Consider the following 17653-nt stretch of genomic DNA (forward strand, 5'->3'; position numbering starts at 1 on the left):
TGCATGAAATTTGATCTGAAAGTAGCGCGCGGGGCAGAAGTGGAATCGCTGACGATAGAGGCTGGCGATACCCTGCAGGCACAGATATTGGCCGAAGCGCAGGGTTACAGTGTCCTGGCATTGCGCGCCCAGGGCAAGATGGCTGCTGGCAGGCGCTTGCGCAAGTCAAGGTTCAACCTCATGCTGTTCAGCCAGGAATTGCTGTCGTTGCTGGACTCAGGCCTGAGCCTGGTTGAGGCAATAGAGGCACTGGCAGAAAAAGAGGCCAATGCAGAATCCCGCAGCCTGCTGAACCAGATCATGGCATTGCTGTATGAAGGGTTGCCGCTTTCCAGTGCGCTGGAAAAATTTCCCGCGATATTCTCCCCGCTCTATGTCGCCCTGATCCGCAGCAGCGAACGCACCGGCGACATGGTGCAGGCCCTGGCACGCCACGTCACTTACCAGGGCCAGCTGGATGCGGTTCGCAAGAAGATAGTCACTGCTTCCATCTACCCAGTGCTGCTGATCCTGGTAGGTGGTTTGGTCATGCTGTTCTTGCTGGGTTACGTGGTTCCCCGCTTCAGCACCATTTATGAAAGTGCAGGCAATGACCTGCCATGGATGTCGCAAATGCTGTTGGCATGGGGCCGGCTGCTGCATGACCATGGCTCGGCTGCGCTCACTGTTTCAGTGGCCGTAGCAGTGCTGCTGGGCTACTTGTTGAGCCGGCAGGCTGTACGTGCCGCCATCATGCGGCAAATTTGGAAAATCCCGGCACTGGGTGAAACCATGCGCATTTATCAACTGGCAAGGTTCTACCGCACGCTGGGCATGCTGTTGCGTGGAGGCATTCCCCTGGTCACCGGGATGCAGATGGTGGCCTCCCTGCTGCAACCCGGCCTGCGCCACAGCCTGCAGCTGGCCGAGCATGATATCCGCGAAGGCAAGCCGCTCTCCAGCGCAATGGAGGAACATGGCATGACCACCTCGATTGCCATCCGTATGTTGCGTGTGGGCGAGCGTACAGGCCGCATGGGCGAGATGATGGAACGCATAGGAACATTCTATGATGAGGAAATCGCCCGCGCCGTGGACTGGTTCACACGTTTGCTGGAGCCGCTGCTGATGGTGGTCATCGGCCTGATCATCGGCATTGTGGTTGTGCTGATGTATATGCCGATATTCGACCTGGCCGGGAGCATACAATGAACCAGCCGCTGGACCATCTGCCCATCTTGCAGGCTTCTTCCGGGCTTAGCCTGCAGCAGGTCCAGCATGCTCGCCAGCTGGCAGCGCAAAGCCAGCAGCACCTGCTGGATGTGCTGGAAGAAATCTCCGCGATGGATTCGGAAAGCTTCATGCTGGCCTTGGGCAACCTGATGCGCTACCCGGTTTACGGCATATTGGAACTTTACGAGATGCAGCCTGATTTCAGCCTGTTGAGCTTTCCCGAGGCTGGCAAACAGGAGTGCATCGCCTTGCGGGCAACGGATGGCAAGCTGCACATGGTCTATGCCAACCCGTTTGACCCGTACCTGCATAGCCGCATGAGCCAGATTGCCAGGGAACCTGTTGGCTGGGGACTGGCACATCGCAAGGATATTGCCGCATTCCTGTCGCGTTATGAAGAAAGCATGCGCGCCATGGACGGCCTGCTGCCGGAACATGGGGATATCGAGAACGGCAGCAGCAGTATCGAGGACATTTCCCTGCGTTCCATTTCTGAAGACACCAGCCCGGTAGTCAAGCTGGTGCGCTCCACGCTGTATGACGCCCTCAAGGCAGGCGCCAGCGACATCCACATGGAGACCGACCCGCATGGCCTCACCATCAAGTACCGCATAGACGGCGTGCTCAGCATGGTGGGCAGCATCAACGGCATCATGCAGGCGGAACAGGCCATTTCACGCATCAAGGTCATGTCGGAACTGGACATCGCCGAACGCCGTGTTCCGCAGGATGGCCGTTTCAAGGTAATGGCGCTTGGCCGCGAAGTGGATATGCGCGTTTCCATTATGCCCAGCGTATTTGGCGAGGATGCCGTACTGCGTATCCTGGACCGCAAGGCCCTTTCTGACCAGGCACAGGGGCTGAGCCTGGATGTGCTGGGTTTTGAACCCGCCATCATGGCCCGCTTCCGCCTGCTGGCGGAAGAGCCTTACGGCATGCTCCTGGTCACCGGCCCCACTGGCTCGGGCAAAACCACCACGCTGTACGGCATTATTTCCGAGATCAATAACGGCCAGGACAAGATTGTCACGATTGAGGACCCGGTGGAATACCAGCTGCCCGGGGTACTGCAAATTCCGGTCAATGAGAAAAAAGGGCTGACGTTTGCGCGTGGCCTGCGCTCCATCTTGCGTCACGACCCGGACAAAATCATGGTCGGTGAAATCCGCGACCCGGAAACAGCGCAAATTGCTGTGCAATCCGCGCTCACCGGTCACCTGGTGTTGACCACGGTCCATGCCAACAATGTATTTGACGTCATCGGCCGCTTCACCAACATGAATGTGGACCCCTACAGTTTCGTTTCTGCCATCAACGGCATCATGGCCCAGCGCCTGGTCCGCATATTGTGTCCGCATTGCTCAACCGATGACCAGCCTGATGCCGAGCTGTTGCAGAAATCAGGCATCAGCCCCGAAGCTGCACGGGAATACAGGTTCCGCCACGGACAGGGCTGTGGCCAATGCCATGGCACCGGTTACAAGGGCCGCAAAGCCATTGCCGAATTGCTTGTTTTCAATGACCTCATCCGCGAACTCATCGTCACCCGTGAGCCGGTACGCAAAGTGAAGGAAGCCGCTCGTGCCAACGGCACCCGCACCATGCGTGAAGCGGCTCTCGACATGGTGAAACGCGGTGAAACCACTTTGCAGGAGATCAATCGTGTTACCTCCCTCGTTTAACTGGTCCCCGCCCTGGCGGGATGAATTACGTGTGCTGATACAACCACACAAACTCACCCTGCTTAGAGTCAAGGGAGGAATGAAGCGCTTGCCTGTGGCAATCGAGGAATTACCCCTGGCGGCAACAGAAAACAGCCTGGCAAAAGCTGCCAGTCACGAATTCTGGCAACCTGCGGTCACCACATTGCATAAAGCGCTGAAGGATCCCAAGTGGCGCGGCTGCAAGCCCAAGGTCGTGATATCCAATCATTTTGCCAATTATTCCATCATTCCCTGGAATGCTGGCCTGACAAGCCATAAAGAGCAACAAGCGTTCGTTCGCCATTGCTTCATGCAGGCTTACGGTGATTTTTCACGCAGCTGGGATGTGCGCGCCAGCCCGGCTCCTTACGGCAATCCCACCCTAGCCAGCGCCATAGAGGACAATCTGTTGCAGGCTTTACGCCACGAGTTCAGGCAAGCAGGCATGCCACTCAGAAATATTCACCCCCACTTGATGATGGCGATCAATGTCATCCGCCAGCAATTCGGCCGCAAACCGCTGCCGCCTTCAATGTGCATGGTCATGCTTGAACACGGGCGATTGCTGATCGCACTGGTAGAAAGCGGAAAATGGCTGAGCCTGCAAAACTACGCGGCGGAATCAGACATCGAGATCCAGCTGGAAGCCCTGATAGAGCGGGAGGCCATCATTGCAGGGATTGATGCCGGCACCTGGCCTGTGTTTATTTACTGGCCGGAACCGAATATCAATATCGCCCTGCAAGGTCGCAAGGTACGCAATATTTTCTCGCTCGCCCAAGCTACGCCGCTGAATAGTTCAAAAATCAATATGGAGGCCTGGAGTTAAGATGCTGCCACCCATATCCCTCAATCATGCATTACCAGGCGAACACAAAAATGCCTGGGGGTTGGCCTTGCTCGTCATCGGTGGCATTAGCGCACTGGCATTGCTGGCCAGCCTACAGAAAATCAATCAGAGAAACAGCATCTTGGAACTGGATATCACCCAGATGCAGCAACCCAGCCATGGCCTGAAACTCAGCGGCAAGGAAAGCAAGGCCAAGCTGGAAGAAATTGCAGCCGTGAAGAGTGCGATAGAGGAACTTTCACTGCCGTGGCAGCCCTTGTTCCAGGCTCTGGAAAACCTTGCATCTCCAGAAATAAAGCTGGTGGCAGTTGAACCCAACCCCAGGCAGCGCAAGCTGCGCATCACGGCAGAGACCAGCGATGTCGCCAACATGTTCGGCTATGTACGCAGCCTGGGCAACCAATCCATATTCAACGACATTTTGCTGCTGACGCACGAATTTCATAACGATAGTGCGATACCTGTACGTTTTGTAGTGGAGGCAATATGGATTCAGTAACCCGGCAACGGCTCATGCTATGGGTCAAATATCAGGCGGGAAAACTTGGCTGGCAAGGAGTCACGGGATTGGGATTGCTTGGCTTGAGCCTGATTGCTTCCATTGCGCTGCTGTGGCCCAGGGCGCGTGCACTGGAGCAGTTGGAAACAGATGTGGCCATGATGCATCAGGCCATGCCTCGCCATCAGGGCCAGTGGATAGACCGATCCCCCCAGGCCTCCATCAATACCTTTTACCAGTTTCTACCCCGTGAAAACGAGGCTACCACCCTGCTTGCCCAGGTCATTGAGGCAGCTGAGCAGCATGGCTTGATCGCAGAGAAAGTGGATTACACCCTCAGCCGCAACAATGCGGCCAATTTCTCAAAATACCAGATGACTTTGCCGGTACGCGGCCATTATGTAGATATCCGCAGCTTTATCAGCCACGTACTGAATACCATCCCGTCTTCGGCATTGAATGACATCAGCCTGAAACGGGAAGATATCCAAAGCGAGGAAGTCGAAGCCAAGCTGCGCTTTACGCTATACCTGCAAAAAGGTGATGCATGAGCGTGCCCCTAGCTCCCAGGCAACTCATCATATGGGCGGCGCTAGCGCTCAGTGTGCTGGCTACTGTCTGGACTTCGATGGCAGAAGACGACTCTGAAGTGGCAACACAAAAATCTAACAGGCCTGCGCCAGCCCTGCCCGGTTCTCAACGGACCAATCCAGTCCAGCCGGACATGGATACGCTGCTGCTGGACGTGCAGAAATTAAAACGCGAACGCATGACGGACCTGTCCCAGAACCTCTTCAGCGTTGATTCCCGCAGAGCACAACAAGCTGCGGAAAGTCAGCAAGCAGTGGCACAGCAGGTCATGGAAATTCCACCGTTGCCTTTTACCTATGCCGGTAAGCTCGAAGATAACGGCCAATTCACCGTATTCCTGTCCATGGGAGAAAAAAATTACAGCGTCAAGATTGGGGATGTGGTGGGTGAATGGAAAGTACAGAGCATCAACCCGCCAAACATGGTCCTGAGTTATCTGCCATTGCGCGCAGGAGTGCCCTTAATGATTGGAGACAGCAAGTGAAAGCAGCCCCTTACAAGCACATCAGCCTGACATTGCTGGTGATCGCACTCTCTGCCTGCTCCTCCCAGGAAATGAAGCAGCAGCAAAGTGACCTGGAATACCAGCAAGTCAAAACACTGATCAACTCAGGACAGGTTGAAGAAGGCATGCAACGCCTGCAAACCCTGATGCGCAGCTTCCCCCAGAACCCGGAATACCGTGCCTACTTCAAACAGCAACAGGATATGCAGCTGGCCATCCTGCTCAAAGAGGCTGACCAGCTCAAATACCAGAAACGCTGGGGAGAGGCAGATATTGCCTACCGCCGAGTCCTGGACATGGATGAGCAGAACCAACGGGCGCAAAACGGCATCCAGCAGATGCGCGTTGCCAGCACGCATGACGCCATGATGCAGCAAGCGCAAACCTTGTTCAGCAACAATGATAGTGAAGCAGCACAGCAATTGGCACGGGCCGTACTGGCGGAAGATGCCAGCCACACGGGCGCACGGGCATTGTTTGAACAGATAGAGCAAAAACGCATGGACAAACTCACCAACCCGCCACACATCCGCTCGGCCTTCAAGCGTCCGATCTCCCTGGAGTTCAAGGATGTGACGATCAAGTCCATTTTCGAGTTCATCTCCCAGGCAGCCGGCATCAACTTTACCTATGACCAGGAGCTGCGCGGCGACCAGCGGACCAGCGTTTTTCTGCGCAATACACCAATAGAAGAAGCGATTGAAGTGATATTGACCAGCAACCAGCTGGCAAAGAAAGTGCTGAACGACAATACGCTGCTGATTTATCCCTTGAGCCGGAGCCAGGAATACCAGGAAACCTTTGTCCGCAGCTTCTACCTGAGCAATACCGACGCCAAAAAGCTCATGAGCATGATCAAGACCGTGGTCAAGACCAAGGACATCTACATTGATGAAAAGCTCAATACCCTGGTGATGCGCGATACTGCAGAAGCGATACGCACTGCGGAAAAACTCATCATCTCGCAAGACATGGCGGAACCGGAAGTGGTGCTGCAGGTGGAAGTGCTGGAAATCAACCGGCGCAGTCTGGAGAACATAGGCATACGCTATCCCACTTCAGTCTCGCTGGGAGTACAGGGACGTGACACAGTAAACGGCACCACGACATTGTCACCGGGCAAGCTGACCGTGAATGAACTGAAGAATTTCAATTCCAACCTGGGCGTATTCAGCATCAGCGACCCGGTGCTGGCCTTAAACCTGCTGCAGCAGGACACTGACACCAACCTGCTTGCCAACCCGCATATCCGGGTCAAGAACCGGGAGAAGGCCAAAATCCACGTGGGCGACCGCATTCCGGTCCTCACCAGCGTGGCCAACTCCACGGGGTTTGTCTCGCAAACCGTCAATTACATTGAAGTTGGCATCAAGCTGGATGTGGAACCCACCATACTGCTGAAGGACGAAGTGTCGATCAAGGTTGGCCTGGAAGTCAGCAACCAGACCGACAGGCTCACTTCCAGTACCGGTACCGTTACCTATACCATCGGCACCCGCAATGCCAATACCATACTCCGCCTCAAGAATGGCGAAACACAAATATTGGCAGGCTTACTGAGGGATGATGAACAGAGAATATCCAACGGTGTTCCCGGCCTGTCCAAATTGCCATTGATAGGCAGGCTGTTCAACGACAGGAACAACGACCATAGCAAGAAGGAAATCGCGCTTCTCATCACTCCGCATATCATCAACAACCTGACCCCGGCGGATGCCATCTATACCGCTTTCCCGGCAGGGGTTGATCGCAGCAGCGGTGCCAATCGCAATGGACGTCCGAATGTCGAAATCAACAACAATGTGGCAGTTCAGTCTCCCCCGGTAAAAACGCCACAGGAGATACAGGCGGAACGCGCAGAATCCGACCGTTCATTTGCAGGCTCAGTCATGCGGCCCATGGATGAGATATCCAGCCCGGATAACGGAACTCCACGATAATGTACGCTATCAGGCATATGCGCGGGTTTACGCTGATAGAACTGCTGGTGACGCTGGTGCTGCTTGCGCTCATACTCAGCTCAGCCGCACCGGTCATGCAGATCAATGCCAAACGTGCCAAGGAGCAGGAACTCAAGCGGGACTTATGGCAGCTACGTGACGCGATTGATGCCTACAAAAAAGCGGTGGATGACGGCCTGATCAAAAAATCGCCTGGACAGTCAGGCTACCCTCCCAACCTGAGAATATTGGTGCAAGGGGTAGAAAATCCACGTGATCCCAAAAAAGGAAAAATCTATTTCCTGCGCAGCATCCCACGCGACCCGTTTGCCAATGACCCGGAACTATCCGCAGAAGCCAGTTGGGGAAAGCGCAGCTATGCCAGCTCTTTTGATGAACCTGCTGAAGGTGATGACGTTTATGACATCTACTCACTTTCCAATGACAAAGGCCTTGACCAGCGGCCTTACCGGGAATGGTAGGCATGAACCGGCAACCGCATGGATTTACCCTGATCGAGGTCTTGGTGGTCATGGCCATTATCGCTACCCTGCTCAGCCTCGTCACACCCCGCTATTTCCAGAGTATAGACCGCGCCCGGGAAACCTCGCTACGGCATGACCTGATCGTCATGCGCGACGCGATTGATAAATTCTACAGTGACACCGGCGCTTATCCTGACACCTTGTATGACCTGGTGGAACGCAAATATCTGCGCGCCGTCCCGGAAGATCCCATCACTGAAAGTACGGATAGCTGGATTCTGGTTCCGCCAGAGGACCCGCAGGCCAAGGGGCTGGTATATGACATACGCAGCGGGTCAGAAAGCGTGGCCTCGGATGGCAGTTATTATGCGGAATGGTAACCGCCCACAAAAAGGGTTCAGCCTGATAGGAGCCTTACTCATCATCATGCTGGTTGGCTTTAGCCTTGCCGAGGCAGGCAACACATGGAGCAATATCCGCAAACGCGAACGGGAGCAGGAGTTGCTGAAAGTAGGCGACACCATACGCAATGCCATAGGCAATTACTACAACCAGTCGCCCGGCATGGTCAAACAATTCCCCCCCACATTGAAAGCCCTGCTGAAGGATGACAGGTTTCCCGTGCCCCAACGTTATTTGCGCCAGCTTTATATGGATCCCACTACCGGCAGGCCTGGATGGGGACTGCTGTATGCTCCCAGCGGAGGGATCATGGGCGTTTACAGCCTGTCTTCCGACCAGCCATTCAAGACAAAGAACTTCCCCGAGCGCTATAAGGATTTTGAAAAGAAAAAAGCCTACATAGAATGGATATTTGCTTACCTGCCAGAGACGGATAATAGCTTGACGGAGTCACTGAACTAGGTATTTTTAACGAGCTAGAGCTATCCACAAAATCTGTGGATAATTTTGTGGATAGCTGTGGGTTGAAAACGTAAGCTACCATTCCATAACGTTTTTTTAAAAACGCTTAAAAATTAATCCAATGTTTTTCCTATACTAATCATATAGTTACCGTATGTCATTGGATTGTTAACATTTTTTAACACAACTTAAAGTGGCACATGAGGTGATGTGCATAAGTCAGCCAGTTTTGGCAGGATGTCAATAGCATTTTTCGTTGTTATTGCGGCAATCTGAGCAATATTTTCCTTGCGTAATTCTGCAAGTACCGCAGCGATTTCCTGTAGCTGATCAGGGCTATTACGCCCATGGTGCCCAAGCCACTCAGGGGGAATATCGGGAGCATCCGTTTCGAGGACAATGGCATCCAGAGGCAGGGTCTGCGCCAGCTTTCTTATCCTGAGCGCCCGCTCATAGGTCATCGCTCCACCAAATCCAAGTTTGAACCCAAGCTTGATAAATGCTTCTGCCTGTTGCTGACTGCCATTGAACGCATGGGCAATACCCTTTACCCCGAAGCGCCTTACATACTTGAGCACCTGGTCAACCGAACGTCTGACATGCAGCAATACGGGCAAATCATATTGGCGTGCAAGCTTGAGTTGCTCAACAAAATAAAACTCCTGCCGCTCACGGTCATAATTGTCGATAAAAAAATCCAGGCCAATCTCGCCTACGGCGACAATGCCGCCAGTATCAAGCTCCTTGATAATCTGTTGTTCCAGACCAGCCAAATCCTGAGGCTGGGCACGATCCACAAACAAGGGATGGATACCCAGCGCCATGGCGCAATGCGCATACTGATCCCGCAACTGCTTCACCACGGCAAAATTACTACGCTCCACGGCAGGAATGACTATGCATTTCACACCCGCAGCCAAGGCGGCTTGAGCTACCTCAGCCCTATCATGGTCAAACTCTGGCGCATCAAGGTGGCAGTGGGTATCGATCAGCACGGCCTATCCCGTGAATATTGGCTTGGCACGAATAAAAAGGTCATTACCCACCTGCCTGGTGTCCAATGTTTTCAACTGCAACTTCTGCTGCATATCAGTCAGCATGTCCATGGCAAACATCCCACGTGCCCGATCTCCCAGAATCACAGGAGCGTAATAGAGCAACAGTTCATCTACCAACCCCTGCTGCAGCAAACTGCCGTTGAGCGCCTGCCCTGCTTCCACCATCAGCTCATTGACCTGCCGCTCACCAAGCAGTCCAAGCAGGCTGGACAAGCAGACACGGCCTTGATGTTCAGGGAGCTGCACCAGTTCAGCTCCCGCCTGCTGCAAAGCGTGAATATGCTCCTGCTTGCCATCCACATGGGCAATCAGCACGCGCCCGCTTGCCAGTATCCTGGCATCAACTGGCATCCGCAAATGGCTATCCACAATCACTCGCCAGGGCTGAACCTGTTTCAGCTCAAGCAATGCTTCATCGCGTACCGTCATCAGCGGGTCATCTGCCAGCACCGTTGCAACGCCAGTCAATATGGCACAAGACTGGGCACGCCAGCGCTGTACATCCTGACGCGCTTCAGGTCCCGTAATCCATTGGCTTTGCCCATTGAGGAGGCCTGTCTTGCCATCCAGGCTGGCGGCGATCTTGGCGCGGACAAAAGGGAGTTTTCTGGTCATCCGCGAGATAAAACCTGCATTCAATGCCTTCGCTTCAGCCTCCAGCAATCCAGATGCCACCAGTATCCCGTGTTCAGCCAAGCGCTTGAGTCCATTGCCTGCCACCAGCGGATTAGGATCTTGCATCGCCGCCACAACGCGGCGCACCCCAGCGTTGATCAAGGCATCGGCACAAGGAGGGGTGCGGCCAAAATGGCTGCACGGCTCTAGTGTTACATAAGCATCCGCACCTGCTGCCATCGCACCAGCTTCACGCAATGCGTGTACTTCTGCATGCGACTCACCAGCACGCAAATGGGCGCCTTGTCCGACAATCTGGCCATTCTTGACGATAATGCAACCGACACGTGGGTTGGGACTGGTGCTGTACAGGCCACGTGCAGCCTGTCGCAGGGCAAGGGCCATGTATTGATGGTCTAAAGCGCTAAAACCGGTAGAAGTCATCATGATGCAGCCATGATAAAGGCTGGGCTGGGTATGGCACAACAAGGAATGCGCCCAACATACAGAAGAATTAATGGCCCTGGGCTTGCCAACTGACACAAGCAGGCAGGCATTGAGGACGCTAGCTATTGATCCTAGTCAAGGTCGCGGATGACGTCACTGAAATCATCCACATCCTGGAAACTCCGGTAAACCGAGGCAAAACGGATATACGCCACCTTGTCTATCGCCTTCAACTCCTGCATGACAATCTCGCCGAGGTCGCGCGCGATGATTTCACGCTCACCCTTGGCAAGGATTTTCTGCACGATATGATCCAGTGCACGATCAACATACTCGGTAGGCACCGGGCGCTTATGCAGCGCCCGGGTAAAAGAGAGGCGCAGTTTATCGCGGTTGAATTCTTCACGGTTGCCGTTCTGCTTCACTACCTGCGGCAGATGCAACTCGGCAGTTTCATATGTGGTAAAACGCTTGTCGCAGGCAGAACAACGGCGGCGACGCCTGATGGAGTCGCCTTCGTCGTTGACACGCGAGTCAATCACCTGCGTATCGTCATCACCACAAAATGGGCATTTCACGTTGCTGATTCCGGACCAGGCTTACTTGCCATACACGGGGAAACGCGAGGTCAAGGCATGTACCTTTTCCTTGGTAGCCGCAATCACGGATTCATCGGTAGGATTATCCAGGATATCGGCAATCAGGTTGGCTACCAGCGCAGCTTCTTCTTCCTTGAAACCACGGGTTGTGATTGCGGGCGAGCCGATACGGATGCCAGAAGTGACAAATGGGCTTTCCGGGTCATTAGGAATTGCATTCTTGTTGACAGTGATATGCGCCTGACCGAGGTATGCATCGGCTGCCTTGCCAGTAAGCCCCTTTGGACGCAGGTCAACCAGGAAAACGTGGGATTGCGTACCGCCGGAAATGATACGCAGGCCGCGTGCTGCCAGAGTCTTGGCCATGGTATCAGCATTCTTCAGCACCTGTTCCTGGTAGACCTTGAATTCAGGTTGCGCAGCCTCCAGGAAGGCCACCGCCTTACCAGCGATCACGTGCATCAGCGGGCCACCCTGCAGGCTGGGGAATACACTGGAATTGAGGGACTTCTCGAACTCGGCCTTGGCCATGATCAAACCGCCACGCGGGCCGCGCAAGGTCTTGTGGGTGGTTGAGGTCACGAAATCGGCATGCGGCACCGGGTTAGGGTAAACGCCCGCCGCAATCAGGCCTGCGTAGTGGGCCATGTCCACCATGAAATAAGCGCCCACCTTCTTGGCGATCTCTGCCATGCGCGCCCAGTCGAAACGCAAAGCATAGGCAGACGCACCGCCAATCAGCAGCTTTGGCTTGGTTTCGATGGCAATACGCTCCATCTCGTCGTAATCAATCTCTTCCTTGTCATTGAGACCGTAGGCCACAATATTGAAGAGCTTGCCGGAAAGGTTGGCTGGAGAACCATGGGTCAAATGGCCACCGTGACCCAGGTTCATGCCCATGACAGTATCACCGGGCTTGAGAATGGAGAAATAGACGGCCTGGTTAGCCTGGGAGCCGGAATGCGGTTGCACATTGGCATACTCGGCACCAAACAGCTTCTTCAGACGGTCAATTGCCAGTTGCTCAACCTGGTCAACAAACTCACAGCCGCCATAGAAACGCTTGCCGGGATAACCCTCAGCATACTTGTTGGTCAACTGGGAGCCCTGAGCCTGCATCACGGCAGGACTGGTGTAGTTTTCAGAGGCGATCAGCTCAATATGCTCATCCTGGCGATTACGCTCAGCCTCTACATACTTCCATAGATCAGGGTCGACAACGCTCAGGGTTTTTGCCGTGCTAAACATATTCTCTTCCGGAAAATGAAATTAATAGGCGAGATTTTACCATGTTCACCGTGAACCAGATTGAAACAGATTCAAGCGGGATGAAATTGATTCATGCAGGCAATTCACATGTCTTGTTCGATTTTAAAGATACTAAAAATGATGGGAATCCATCATTCGAGCATTGCTAGGCATATACAAACAGTCTGGCTGAAACAAACCTGGATAGTTGCCAGCAACTATCCAGATCTAAATCAATTCCCCCATTGTTTTTGGCAAGAACCTATCAGAACTTTCCCTGAAGCGAGACGTGAGCAACTGCAAGAGCTTGAGGAGAACCTTATTTCCCAGCTTGGGCATATTGGCCAACAGCTCATATAAAGATTCTCGAGTCAAAACTGCAAAATCAGATGGGAGGCCGGTAATACAGCTTGCTGAGCGGGGCAAACCATCAATCATCGACATTTCACCAATCACAGTGCCGGCACCCACTTTGGCAATCACCTGTTTCCCCTTGCCAGGAATGTCTTTTACAACCTCAACCTCACCCGTCAGTATCAGAAGTAGATAATCGCCAGTATCCCCCTCAGTCAACAGCTCACACTCTCTGGGGGCAGCATAGCATTGCATGTAAGAGCAGAGGTAACGCACCTCTTCGTCGCTGAAATCGCCAAACAATTTGATTGTGTTGACAATCTCCAGGATTTCTTCGAAGTATTTATCAGCGCCGCCCAAATGGACCAAGTCGGAATACATATAATCTTTCTATTTCTTATGTATATGCGAATAATTAAGAAAACAACTACAGTCACCAAGAAAAAAATGTTAACCCGCTTAAAAAACCTGATTATTATTAATATTTACGCCATAATATCGCAAGCTGATCCATTATGGCACTACAATTACATACTTATTGCTAGTAAGTTATAGCCGAGCTCATGTCCTTAAATAAAAACTTAAATGATATTGAGAAAAGCCAGCTAATTGAGTTAATGCATGAGTCTTTGAGAATCCGCTCCCATTTTGAGCTTTTTCTCTGGATGCAAGGAAAATTACAAATTTTCCTACCGCATGAAATCATGATTACGGCTTGGGGAGACTTTTCATTAGGGGTTATATACTTCAATATAGTCTCGCCTCTACCTGGCATTCGCTCTGACAAGATCTCAAATCACGAGATACATCCATTCCTACAGAATCTCTTTAACTATTGGCTGAACCATGCAAAAGCACCCTTTACGCTTGCAGCTTCAGACAACATCATGCATGACTGCAAGTTTGCAAATGTTGAATCCAGTTATTATTTAAAGAACATGAAATCAGCCTTGGTGCACGCCATCAAGGATCATCGTGGAAGACACGACTGCCTTTATGTGCTCCTTAGCTCAAACACCAGCTTCCCCCATGCTTCCCGCCCCATGCTAGAGGCCTTGTTGCCATACATTGACAGCGCATTGCGGCAAATAGAGCACCTGCCAGAACAACATCCAGTCGCGATCAAACATGAGCCTGATGTCCAGGATGAAAACCTCAACATGCTTTCAGCGCGTGAGCTGGAAATCATGGACTGGGTCACAAAAGGTAAAACCAATCAGGAAATCGGCATGATTCTTGACATCAGTGCTTTCACCGTTAAAAATCATTTACAGCGTATATTCAAGAAACTCAACGTGCTCAACCGTGCACAGGCTGTTTCCAAATTCAGGAAATAAAGCATCCTGAAAAAGAATTATATAAATAGATGGATAAACAAATACTGGACATAAAAACGGCTGTGAAATTCACAGCCGTTTTTAATTGCTAAAACTTTATACCCACGCTTTAGAAGAACTTAACGTTGTTCTGACGACGACGCGCTGCAAAACCGATCAGGCCAAGACCCAATGCCAGCATGCCATAGGTTTCTGGTTCTGGAACGCTAGCAACAAAAGATAAGCTACCGCCATAAGAAGCTTTAAATACAGAGTTTGTATTAGTACCAGCAACACCTGTGATAGTAAGATAGTAATCACCAGGGGCTAAAGTGGGCGCGGAAAAAGTCCAAGTATCAAGTGTATTTTTAACAATAATGAAATCGTCAATCTGGGTGTATTCTTGACCAGGTACAGAAGCCAGAGTCACACTGGTAATATCAAAGCCTTTGGTAATAATATCGCCGATTGTAGTGTAGTAAGAACTCGCCGTACCACTTACATCAGTTAAACCAGTCAGGCTAAACTTGAATGTATCGGTATAGATACCACCAGCTCCAAAGTCATTGCCAAAATATGCTTCACCATTACTAATAACAAGTGTTTTGTCAGCTGCGAAAGCACTGACCGCAGAAAACATTGATAAACCGAATGCCAAAGCGATTGCCTTGGCTTTAAAAGATGTAGCGATCATGGAATTGCCCCTTAAATAGAAATGAAATTCAAAAAAGTGCATTTTCTCCTCACACACTCTTTTTTTAATCTTTATGGGAGCATAGTCGTTGATCACGAGCCAAACCACAATAGCCCGATTGGACTAGCCTAGGCAAGAATGGTAAGTAGCTATCTTGGTGATTTAAGAAACCGCCGTCGAAGCCAGCTTGGCTAACTGGTTTTCCATACATCAGCTTTGCTCAGAGAGTATAGGGTTCTGCTGTTTATGCCGGGTTGATGATATTTATCATTGATGAGCTGGCAGCAGTCACCTAATCAGGTCCGCTATTTATCCTGCTTTAAGATGTTATGTCTTTGGCAGCATAACAGTGCATTACAACCAAGGTATCCACATATCGCGCACGAGGACGACAGGCAATAAAAAGCCCCGGAGATAAAATGGGGCTTATGCACACTCACAATGAGATTTTAATAATAATCAAAAACCAAGACTATCCAGCAGATCATCGACCTGCTCCTGACTGGCGACTACATCTACTGCTGTTTCAGGATTAATTTGCGGCCCATTTAACAAACCGCCGTCATCTTCTTTTTTTGCATGTCCAGGAGAAAAATCAATGAGAACCTGTAATAGTTGTTTCTCTATTTCCTGTGCAAGCTCCGTAATTTTTTTAATCACTTGCCCCGTGAGATCCTGGAAATCCTGAGCCATCATGATATCCAGTAACTGCTCTTTGGTAACGTCTGTATGCACAACAGTTTTGGATAGAAAGGCCAGGGTTTCATCAGCTACCTGGTCATACTCCTTCTTGAGGGAAGGAACAGACAGGAGGGCTTTCCAGCGTGACTCCAGATCAGTAGCCTGTTGATTCAATTCAGCCTGCAAAGGTGTCGCAATATCAGTGGCATTCAACACACGTTCAGCAGCCTGCTCCGTCATACGCGCGACATAGTTAAGCCTGTCCCTGGCATCGGGGATGCCATGCGCAGCCTGCTCGAGCAATTTATCAAACCCCAGTCCACGCAAGCTTTCATGGAGACTACGCGTCATTAAGCCAATGCGCTTCAGCATTTCATCTTGCGGGTTAAGCACATTCTCGGCTTCGTTATTCGTGTTACCAGTAGTGTGAAGCGAGTTATTCATGCTAGCCCCCTGCTTTTTCAAGCTTTTCAAAAATCTTGCCTAGTTTTTCATCCAGTGTTGCCGCAGTGAACGGCTTGACAACATAGCCATTCGCACCTGCCTGCGCCGCGGCAATAATATTTTCCTTCTTGGCCTCTGCGGTTACCATCAAGACTGGCAATGACGACAGGGCAGGATCTGCGCGAATCTGCTGCAGCATGGTCAAACCATCCATATTGGGCATATTCCAGTCGGAAACGACAAAATCAAAATTGCCACTTCTTAATTTTGCCAACGCCATCACACCATCCTCGGCCTCGTCTACATTGTTATACCCCAGCTCTTTGAGTAGATTGCGAACAATCCTGCGCATGGTAGAAAAATCATCTACCACGAGAAATTTGGTATTGGGATTTGCCATTTCTTACTCCATTTCAACTTATTTATCTATCCGGCCAACACATCAACTACAGTCAAATCATCTGGACATCTTATACCCGCAACGCACGTGAACCACTTGCTGCAAGATGCTGCAAGACCTTGCCAGGAATATCCTGCAATGGCGCCACTTCATGGACCCCTCCAGCAGCAATCGCCTCCTTAGGCATCCCGAAAACGACGCAGGTCGCTTCATCTTGCGCAAAATTATAGGCTCCTGCCTCTTTCATTTTAAGCATGCCACTTGCTCCATCCCGGCCCATACCTGTCAGAATAACACCAATTGCATTCTTGCCTGCATAGGTTGCTGCAGACTCAAACAGCACATCAACCGAAGGGCGGTGCCGGCTGACAGGCGGCCCTTCATCAAGCTGAGTCACATAATTCGCCCCACTACGTGCCAGTAGCAAATGGGCGTGTCCAGGAGCAATATATGCATGTCCGGGCAAAATACGCTCCCCGCCCTGAGCTTCGCTGACTGATATCTTGCATAAGTTATCAAGCCGGTTGGCAAACGACTTGGTAAAGCCAGCAGGCATATGCTGTGTAATCAGTATGCCGGGACAGTCCGAAGGCATGCGCATCAGGAAGGTCTTGATGGCTTCCGTACCACCAGTAGAAGCGCCAACGATAATCAACTTTTCACTGCTGGTTAATGGATTGCCAAGGGTCGGCAAGGTAGGAGCAGCATTATTATCCGCCGCACTAGGCGGTTTTCTCGCAAACATCCGGGCTTTTGATGCCGCCCTGATTTTATCGGCGATTAATTCGCTATATTCGTGCATGCCATCTGCAATCGACATTTTGGGTTTGGTAATGAAATCAACAGCCCCCAACTCCAATGCGCGCATTGTGATCTCAGAACCTCGCTCGGTCAGGGATGAAATCATCACGACTGGGGTTGGGCGCAACCGCATCAGGCGCTCAAGGAAATCCAGCCCATCCATTTTCGGCATTTCAACATCCAGTGTCAGTACATCAGGATTCTTCTGCTTGATCATCTCACGCGCAATCAGCGGGTCTGGTGCAGCACCAACTACCTCAAGGCCTGGCTGTTGATTGATAATCTCGGTCAACAGGCTGCGAATCAGTGCTGAATCGTCAATAATGAGCACTTTGATGGTCATGGCA

The 17653-nt window shown here is 51.6% G+C and carries 20 protein-coding genes; 11 read left to right on the forward strand and 9 right to left on the reverse strand.

Annotation, left to right across the window (positions count from 1 at the left end):
- Positions 1-3: 3 nt before the first annotated feature.
- The 10 genes from LG200_RS07990 to LG200_RS08035 are packed head-to-tail and all read left to right on the forward strand — an operon-like array spanning position 4 to position 8649.
- Positions 4-1191 carry a type II secretion system F family protein gene (locus LG200_RS07990; protein WP_226757039.1) on the forward strand — a complete coding sequence of 396 codons (1188 nt, stop codon included), beginning with the start codon at positions 4-6 and terminating at the stop codon, positions 1189-1191.
- The gene (locus LG200_RS07995; protein WP_226757040.1) at positions 1188-2894 is read left to right on the forward strand and encodes a GspE/PulE family protein; all 1707 of its coding nucleotides are present in this window, start codon (positions 1188-1190) and stop codon (positions 2892-2894) included. The genes LG200_RS07990 and LG200_RS07995 overlap by 4 nt, the downstream gene beginning before the upstream one ends.
- Positions 2875-3744: a hypothetical protein gene (locus tag LG200_RS08000; RefSeq protein WP_226757041.1), complete on the forward strand. Its 870-nt coding sequence runs from the start codon at positions 2875-2877 to the stop codon at positions 3742-3744. Before LG200_RS07995 ends, LG200_RS08000 begins: the two co-directional genes overlap by 20 nt.
- 1 nt (position 3745) lies before the next feature.
- Positions 3746-4264: a hypothetical protein gene (locus LG200_RS08005; protein ID WP_226757042.1), complete on the forward strand. Its 519-nt coding sequence runs from the start codon at positions 3746-3748 to the stop codon at positions 4262-4264.
- Entirely contained in the window at positions 4252-4815 is a 564-nt protein-coding gene (pilO, locus tag LG200_RS08010) for a type 4a pilus biogenesis protein PilO (RefSeq protein ID WP_226757043.1), read from the forward strand. The genes LG200_RS08005 and pilO overlap by 13 nt, the downstream gene beginning before the upstream one ends.
- Positions 4812-5339, forward strand: coding sequence for a hypothetical protein (locus LG200_RS08015; RefSeq protein WP_226757044.1), 528 nt, complete (start codon positions 4812-4814; stop codon positions 5337-5339). Before pilO ends, LG200_RS08015 begins: the two co-directional genes overlap by 4 nt.
- On the forward strand, positions 5336-7300 hold the full coding sequence (locus LG200_RS08020; protein ID WP_226757045.1) for a secretin and TonB N-terminal domain-containing protein: 1965 nt from the start codon (positions 5336-5338) through the stop codon (positions 7298-7300). The genes LG200_RS08015 and LG200_RS08020 overlap by 4 nt, the downstream gene beginning before the upstream one ends.
- 17 nt (positions 7301-7317) lie before the next feature.
- Complete coding sequence (locus LG200_RS08025) at positions 7318-7782, forward strand: prepilin-type N-terminal cleavage/methylation domain-containing protein (RefSeq protein WP_226757046.1); 465 nt, start codon at positions 7318-7320, stop codon at positions 7780-7782.
- A 2-nt stretch (positions 7783-7784) separates the two neighbouring features.
- On the forward strand, positions 7785-8165 hold the full coding sequence (locus LG200_RS08030) for a type II secretion system protein (protein WP_226757047.1): 381 nt from the start codon (positions 7785-7787) through the stop codon (positions 8163-8165).
- Positions 8140-8649 (forward strand): type II secretion system protein, encoded by a 510-nt coding sequence (locus tag LG200_RS08035; protein ID WP_319004547.1) that lies wholly within the window; start codon positions 8140-8142, stop codon positions 8647-8649. Before LG200_RS08030 ends, LG200_RS08035 begins: the two co-directional genes overlap by 26 nt.
- 188 nt (positions 8650-8837) lie before the next feature.
- On the opposite strand, the gene LG200_RS08040 is transcribed toward LG200_RS08035, so the two are convergent.
- The 5 genes from LG200_RS08040 to LG200_RS08060 all read right to left on the reverse strand — a co-directional run bounded on the left by LG200_RS08040 (position 8838) and on the right by LG200_RS08060 (position 13330).
- Entirely contained in the window at positions 8838-9644 is an 807-nt protein-coding gene (locus LG200_RS08040) for a TatD family hydrolase (protein WP_226757048.1), read from the reverse strand.
- A 3-nt stretch (positions 9645-9647) separates the two neighbouring features.
- Entirely contained in the window at positions 9648-10769 is a 1122-nt protein-coding gene (gene ribD / locus LG200_RS08045) for a bifunctional diaminohydroxyphosphoribosylaminopyrimidine deaminase/5-amino-6-(5-phosphoribosylamino)uracil reductase RibD (RefSeq protein WP_226757049.1), read from the reverse strand.
- Between the two features lie 131 nt (positions 10770-10900).
- Positions 10901-11347 carry a transcriptional regulator NrdR gene (gene nrdR, locus LG200_RS08050; protein WP_226757050.1) on the reverse strand — a complete coding sequence of 149 codons (447 nt, stop codon included), beginning with the start codon at positions 11345-11347 and terminating at the stop codon, positions 10901-10903.
- A gap of 21 nt (positions 11348-11368) precedes the next feature.
- Positions 11369-12616, reverse strand: coding sequence for a serine hydroxymethyltransferase (gene glyA, locus LG200_RS08055; RefSeq protein WP_226757051.1), 1248 nt, complete (start codon positions 12614-12616; stop codon positions 11369-11371).
- A 228-nt stretch (positions 12617-12844) separates the two neighbouring features.
- The gene (locus LG200_RS08060) at positions 12845-13330 is read right to left on the reverse strand and encodes a cyclic nucleotide-binding domain-containing protein (protein ID WP_226757052.1); all 486 of its coding nucleotides are present in this window, start codon (positions 13328-13330) and stop codon (positions 12845-12847) included.
- Positions 13331-13533: 203 nt separating this feature from the next.
- On the opposite strand from LG200_RS08060, the gene epsA reads away from it, so the two are divergent.
- Entirely contained in the window at positions 13534-14307 is a 774-nt protein-coding gene (gene epsA / locus LG200_RS08065; RefSeq protein ID WP_226757053.1) for an XrtB/PEP-CTERM-associated transcriptional regulator EpsA, read from the forward strand.
- Positions 14308-14416: 109 nt separating this feature from the next.
- On the opposite strand, the gene LG200_RS08070 is transcribed toward epsA, so the two are convergent.
- From LG200_RS08070 to LG200_RS08085, 4 genes are all read right to left on the reverse strand, one after another.
- The gene (locus LG200_RS08070; protein ID WP_226757054.1) at positions 14417-15076 is read right to left on the reverse strand and encodes an FxDxF family PEP-CTERM protein; all 660 of its coding nucleotides are present in this window, start codon (positions 15074-15076) and stop codon (positions 14417-14419) included.
- A 363-nt stretch (positions 15077-15439) separates the two neighbouring features.
- Positions 15440-16105 carry a protein phosphatase CheZ gene (cheZ, locus tag LG200_RS08075; protein WP_226757055.1) on the reverse strand — a complete coding sequence of 222 codons (666 nt, stop codon included), beginning with the start codon at positions 16103-16105 and terminating at the stop codon, positions 15440-15442.
- Between the two features lies 1 nt (position 16106).
- Positions 16107-16505 (reverse strand): chemotaxis response regulator CheY, encoded by a 399-nt coding sequence (gene cheY / locus LG200_RS08080; RefSeq protein WP_226757056.1) that lies wholly within the window; start codon positions 16503-16505, stop codon positions 16107-16109.
- 70 nt (positions 16506-16575) lie between these two features.
- Complete coding sequence (locus LG200_RS08085) at positions 16576-17649, reverse strand: protein-glutamate methylesterase/protein-glutamine glutaminase (protein ID WP_226757057.1); 1074 nt, start codon at positions 17647-17649, stop codon at positions 16576-16578.
- Positions 17650-17653 lie beyond the last annotated feature (4 nt).

Origin of the sequence: Methylobacillus caricis (assembly GCF_020532705.1) — a bacterium.
GTDB lineage: Bacteria > Pseudomonadota > Gammaproteobacteria > Burkholderiales > Methylophilaceae > Methylobacillus > Methylobacillus caricis.

Bases quoted from the DNA above. Each gene is read 5' to 3' on its own strand.
- LG200_RS07990 (WP_226757039.1), top strand. From the start codon at position 4: ATGAAATTTGATCTGAAAGTAGCGCGCGGGGCAGAAGTGGAATCGCTG.
- LG200_RS07995 (WP_226757040.1), top strand. From the start codon at position 1,188: ATGAACCAGCCGCTGGACCATCTGCCCATCTTGCAGGCTTCTTCCGGG.
- LG200_RS08005 (WP_226757042.1), top strand. From the start codon at position 3,746: ATGCTGCCACCCATATCCCTCAATCATGCATTACCAGGCGAACACAAA.
- pilO (WP_226757043.1), top strand. From the start codon at position 4,252: ATGGATTCAGTAACCCGGCAACGGCTCATGCTATGGGTCAAATATCAG.
- LG200_RS08015 (WP_226757044.1), top strand. From the start codon at position 4,812: ATGAGCGTGCCCCTAGCTCCCAGGCAACTCATCATATGGGCGGCGCTA.
- LG200_RS08025 (WP_226757046.1), top strand. From the start codon at position 7,318: ATGCGCGGGTTTACGCTGATAGAACTGCTGGTGACGCTGGTGCTGCTT.
- LG200_RS08030 (WP_226757047.1), top strand. From the start codon at position 7,785: ATGAACCGGCAACCGCATGGATTTACCCTGATCGAGGTCTTGGTGGTC.
- LG200_RS08035 (WP_319004547.1), top strand. From the start codon at position 8,140: ATGGCAGTTATTATGCGGAATGGTAACCGCCCACAAAAAGGGTTCAGC.
- ribD (WP_226757049.1), bottom strand. From the start codon at position 10,769: ATGATGACTTCTACCGGTTTTAGCGCTTTAGACCATCAATACATGGCC.
- glyA (WP_226757051.1), bottom strand. From the start codon at position 12,616: ATGTTTAGCACGGCAAAAACCCTGAGCGTTGTCGACCCTGATCTATGG.
- epsA (WP_226757053.1), top strand. From the start codon at position 13,534: ATGTCCTTAAATAAAAACTTAAATGATATTGAGAAAAGCCAGCTAATT.
- cheZ (WP_226757055.1), bottom strand. From the start codon at position 16,105: ATGAATAACTCGCTTCACACTACTGGTAACACGAATAACGAAGCCGAG.
- cheY (WP_226757056.1), bottom strand. From the start codon at position 16,505: ATGGCAAATCCCAATACCAAATTTCTCGTGGTAGATGATTTTTCTACC.
- LG200_RS08085 (WP_226757057.1), bottom strand. From the start codon at position 17,649: ATGACCATCAAAGTGCTCATTATTGACGATTCAGCACTGATTCGCAGC.